Origin of the sequence: Streptomyces cahuitamycinicus (assembly GCF_002891435.1) — a bacterium.
GTDB lineage: Bacteria > Actinomycetota > Actinomycetes > Streptomycetales > Streptomycetaceae > Streptomyces > Streptomyces cahuitamycinicus.
Window position 1 is genome coordinate 1 of record NZ_POUC01000598.1, and the last position, 3,764, is coordinate 3,764.

The window sequence follows — 3,764 nt, forward strand, 5'->3', positions numbered from 1 at the left end:
CCGCCTCGCCCGCCCACCATCCGACACGGTCGGCCGAGAGGCCCACGCGGGCGGACGAGCAGCGCACACCCGTCGTAGCCGTCGCTGGTGGGTCCGCGTTCACCTTTTCCTATGCCGAGCACGGCGAGCTGCTCGCCGCCGCCGGGGCCGAGGTCGTCACCTTCGACCCCCTGCGGGACGAGGAACTGCCCGAAGGGACGCGGGGGTTGGTCATCGGGGGCGGGTTCCCCGAGGTGTACGCCGCAGAGCTGTCCGCCAACAAACCCCTGCGCAAGGCCGTCGCCGCCCTGGCGGACAGCGGCGCTCCCCTGGCCGCCGAGTGTGCCGGGCTGCTGTATCTGTGCCGGGAGCTGGACGGGCTGCCGATGTGCGGGGTGCTGGACGCCGGGGCGCGGATGACCGAGCGGCTCACTCTGGGCTACCGGGACGCCGTGGCCGTGGGCGACAGTGTGCTCGCGGCGGCCGGGACCCGGATGCGGGGGCACGAGTTCCACCGGACGGCCGTGGAGCCCGGCTCGGGAGCGGAGCCCGCCTGGGGCGTCCGCGGCCCCCGGCCGCGGGTCGAAGGTTTCGTACAGCGCGGTGTGCACGCGAGCTATCTGCACACGCACTGGGCGTCCGAGCCCGGTGTCGCCCGTCGGTTCGTCGAGAGGTGCCGGACGTCATGAGCAGCAGGCTGGTCGGAGTCGGGGTGGGGCCCGGGGATCCGGAGCTGGTGACCGTCAAGGGTGTCAACGCCCTGCGGGAGGCCGATGTCGTGGTGGTCCCCGTGATGGACAGCGGGGAGCGCGGCCGGGCCGAGGCGACCGTGTTGCACTACGTGCCCGGGGAGAAGGTCGTCCGGGTCGTGTTCGCGCTGAACGAGCGCAGCGACCGGGAGCGGCGCGAGGCCGCCTGGGACGCGGCCGGGGGCCGGGTCGCCGAGCTGCTGGGCCGTCATGCCGCCGTGGCCTTCGCCACCATCGGGGATCCCAACGTGTACTCGACGTTCACGTACCTCGCGCAGACCATCGCCGACCTGGTGCCGGGGACCGTCGTCGAGACCGTGCCCGGGATCACCGCCATGCAGGATCTCGCCGCCCGGTCGGGGGCCGTGCTCACCGAGGGCACCGAGCCGCTCACGCTCGTCCCCGTCACCGCCGGGGCGGCCGTGCTGAAGGACGCCCTGGCCGGGCCCGGGACCGTGGTCGCCTACAAGTTCGGGCGGCAGGCGCACGAGGTCGCCGAGGCGCTGCGGGAGACCGGGCGGCTCGCCGACGCCGTGTGGGGGTCGGCGCTGGGGCTGCCGGAGGAGTCCGTACGTCCGGCCGCCGAGCTCGACGACACGCCCCTGCCCTATCTGTCGACGCTCATCGCACCCGCGCGGCGCGACGGCGGACGCGGCGGCAAGTTGTGACACCCGTGAACCACGAGAGGACCCGACACATGGCCGACGCCCCCGCCGGCAAAGTGACCTTCGTCGGCGCCGGTCCCGGCGCCGCCGACCTGCTGACGTTCCGTGCCGCACGCGCCATCGCCGAGGCCGACGTCGTGATCTGGGCGGCCAGCCTGGTCCAGGAGGAGGTCCTGGAGCACGCCCGTGAGGACGCGGAGATCCTCGACTCGGCGACCATGTCCCTGGAGGACGTCGTCGCCGTGTACGAGCGCGCCCACGGCGAGGGGCTCAAGGTCGCCCGTATCCATTCCGGTGACCCGGCCCTGTGGGGCGGCACGCAGGAGCAGGTCGACCGGTGTGCCGAGGTGGGCATCGCGACCGAGATCGTGCCCGGGGTGTCCTCCTTCTCGGCCGTCGCGGCGCTCGCCCAGCGCGAGTTGACCATCCCGGAGGTCGCGCAGTCGGTCGTGCTGACCCGGCTCGGGGGCGGCAAGACGCCGATGCCGCCCGGGGAGGAGGTCCGGGAGTTCGCCAAGCACGGGACCACCATGGCGGTGTTCCTCTCCGCCGCCCGCAGCGGGCAGCTCGTGCGGGAGTTGCTGGAGGGCGGCTACCCGACGACGACCCCGGTTGTGGTGGCGTACCAGGCGACCTGGCCGGAGGAGCTGGTCGTGAGGTGCACGATCGGCACGCTGGAGGAGACGGTCAAGGAGCACAAGCTCTGGAAGCACACCCTGTTCCTGGTCGGCCCGGCGCTCGACGCGCACGGCACGCGCTCGCACCTGTACCACCCGGGTCACTTCCACGGCTACCGCAAGGCCGACCCGAAAGCCCGGCGGGCGCTGCGCGAGCGGGGGGCGAGTACGTGATCACGGTGGTCGGCACGGGGACGGGGGCGGCGCCTTGCGACGACGTCCTCGCCGGTGCCGGGCTGGTGGTGGGCGGGCGGCGGCATCTGGATGCCGTACGGCTGCCCGAGACGGCGGAGCGGGTCGTGCTGGGGCCTCTCGCGCCGGCCCTGGACACCATCGGCGCGTACGTCGCGAAGGACCGCCCCGTCCTGGTGCTGGCCTCCGGCGACCCCGGGTTCTTCGGGATCGTGCGGGCGCTGGCCGAGCGGTTCGGGCCGCAGCGGCTCGATGTGCGGCCGGGGGTGTCGTCCGTCGCCGCCGCGTTCGCGCGGGTCGGGCTGCCGTGGGACGACGCCGTGGTGGTGAGCGCCCACGGCCGGGAGCTGCGGACGGCCGTCAACGTGTGCCGAGCGCAGGCGAAGACGGCCGTGCTGACCGGGCCGGGCGCGGGTCCGGCCGAGCTGGGCGCCGCGCTGCGGGACGCGGCGCGGGTGCTGGTCGTCGCCTCCGGGATCGGCTCGCGGGCGGAGCGCGTGGAGCGGGTGACACCCGCGGAGGCCGCCGCCCGCGACTGGGGTACGGCGGTGAACGTGGTGCTGTGCCTGGACGAGGCGCGGGCGCTCGGCGCCGTACGGACGGTCGCGGGGCCCGGTGAACGGCCCGCCGGCTGGGCCCTGGAAGAGGCGGAGTTCACCCACCGGGACTCGATGATCACCAAGTTCGAGGTGCGGGCACTGGCCCTGGCCCGGCTGGGGCCGCGCCCCGGTGACCTGGTCTGGGACGTGGGCGCGGGCTCGGGGTCCGTGGCCGTGGAGTGCGCGCGGCTCGGTGCGGCCGTGACCGCCGTGGAGAAGACCGCGGACGGGGTCGAACGGGTCCGCGCCAACGCCGCCGCGCACGGCGTGGACATGCGGGTGGTGCACGGCGCGGCGCCGGACGCGCTGGCGGATCTCGCCGAGACTCCGGACGCCGTGTTCGTCGGGGGCGGCGGGCGCGAACTGCCCGCCGTGGTCGCCGCGTGCGCGCGGCGTGCCCGGCGCACCGTGGTCGTCGCCATGGCCGCGCTCGACCGGGTACCGGCCGCGCGTGAGTCCCTGACGAGCGCCGGTTTCCGCTGCGACGGCGTGCTGCTGCAGTCGTCCCGGCTCGCGCCGCTGCCCGGGGACGTGACCCGGCTCGCGGCGACCAACCCCGTTTTCCTGCTGTGGGGCGTCCGGCCTCCGGCAGCTGTCGAAGAAGGAGTCGCTCAGTGATCGGCCTCATTTCCGCCACCGCGGCGGGAGCGGCTGCGCGGGACCGGCTGGCCGCGGCGTGGCCGGACCGCACGCGCGTGTACGAGGGTCCCGTCGGGGACGCCGTACGGGCCGCGTTCGCGCAGTGCGAGCAGCTCGTGTGCTTCCTGGCGACGGGGGCGGTGGTGCGGCTGGTGGCGCCGCTGCTCTCGGGCAAGACCGAGGACCCGGGCGTGGTGTGCGTCGACGAGGGCGGACGGTTCGCCGTGTCCCTGCTGGGCGGGCACGCGGGCGGGGCCAATGAAC

Annotated in this window: 3 protein-coding genes and 2 pseudogenes; all 5 read left to right on the forward strand. The window is 74.9% G+C overall.

The window, feature by feature from the left end:
- Positions 1–668 (forward strand): annotated as a pseudogene (locus C1J00_RS39995) (cobyrinate a,c-diamide synthase); the annotation flags it as partial.
- Positions 665–1,396, forward strand: a complete 732-nt coding sequence (cobI, locus tag C1J00_RS40000) for a precorrin-2 C(20)-methyltransferase (RefSeq protein WP_102913763.1) — start codon at positions 665–667, stop codon at positions 1,394–1,396. The pseudogene C1J00_RS39995 and the gene cobI, both read left to right, overlap by 4 nt.
- A 29-nt stretch (positions 1,397–1,425) precedes the next feature.
- Positions 1,426–2,244, forward strand: a complete 819-nt coding sequence (cobM, locus tag C1J00_RS40005; protein ID WP_102913764.1) for a precorrin-4 C(11)-methyltransferase — start codon at positions 1,426–1,428, stop codon at positions 2,242–2,244.
- Positions 2,241–3,479 carry a precorrin-6y C5,15-methyltransferase (decarboxylating) subunit CbiE gene (gene cbiE / locus C1J00_RS40010; protein ID WP_180989872.1) on the forward strand — a complete coding sequence of 413 codons (1,239 nt, stop codon included), beginning with the start codon at positions 2,241–2,243 and terminating at the stop codon, positions 3,477–3,479. The genes cobM and cbiE overlap by 4 nt, the downstream gene beginning before the upstream one ends.
- Positions 3,476–3,764 (forward strand): annotated as a pseudogene (locus tag C1J00_RS40015) (precorrin-3B C(17)-methyltransferase); the annotation flags it as partial. The gene cbiE and the pseudogene C1J00_RS40015, both read left to right, overlap by 4 nt.

Coding starts and splice junctions, on each gene's coding strand:
- cobM (WP_102913764.1), top strand. CDS start 1,426: ATGGCCGACGCCCCCGCCGGCAAAGTGACCTTCGTCGGCGCCGGTCCC.
- cobI (WP_102913763.1), top strand. CDS start 665: ATGAGCAGCAGGCTGGTCGGAGTCGGGGTGGGGCCCGGGGATCCGGAG.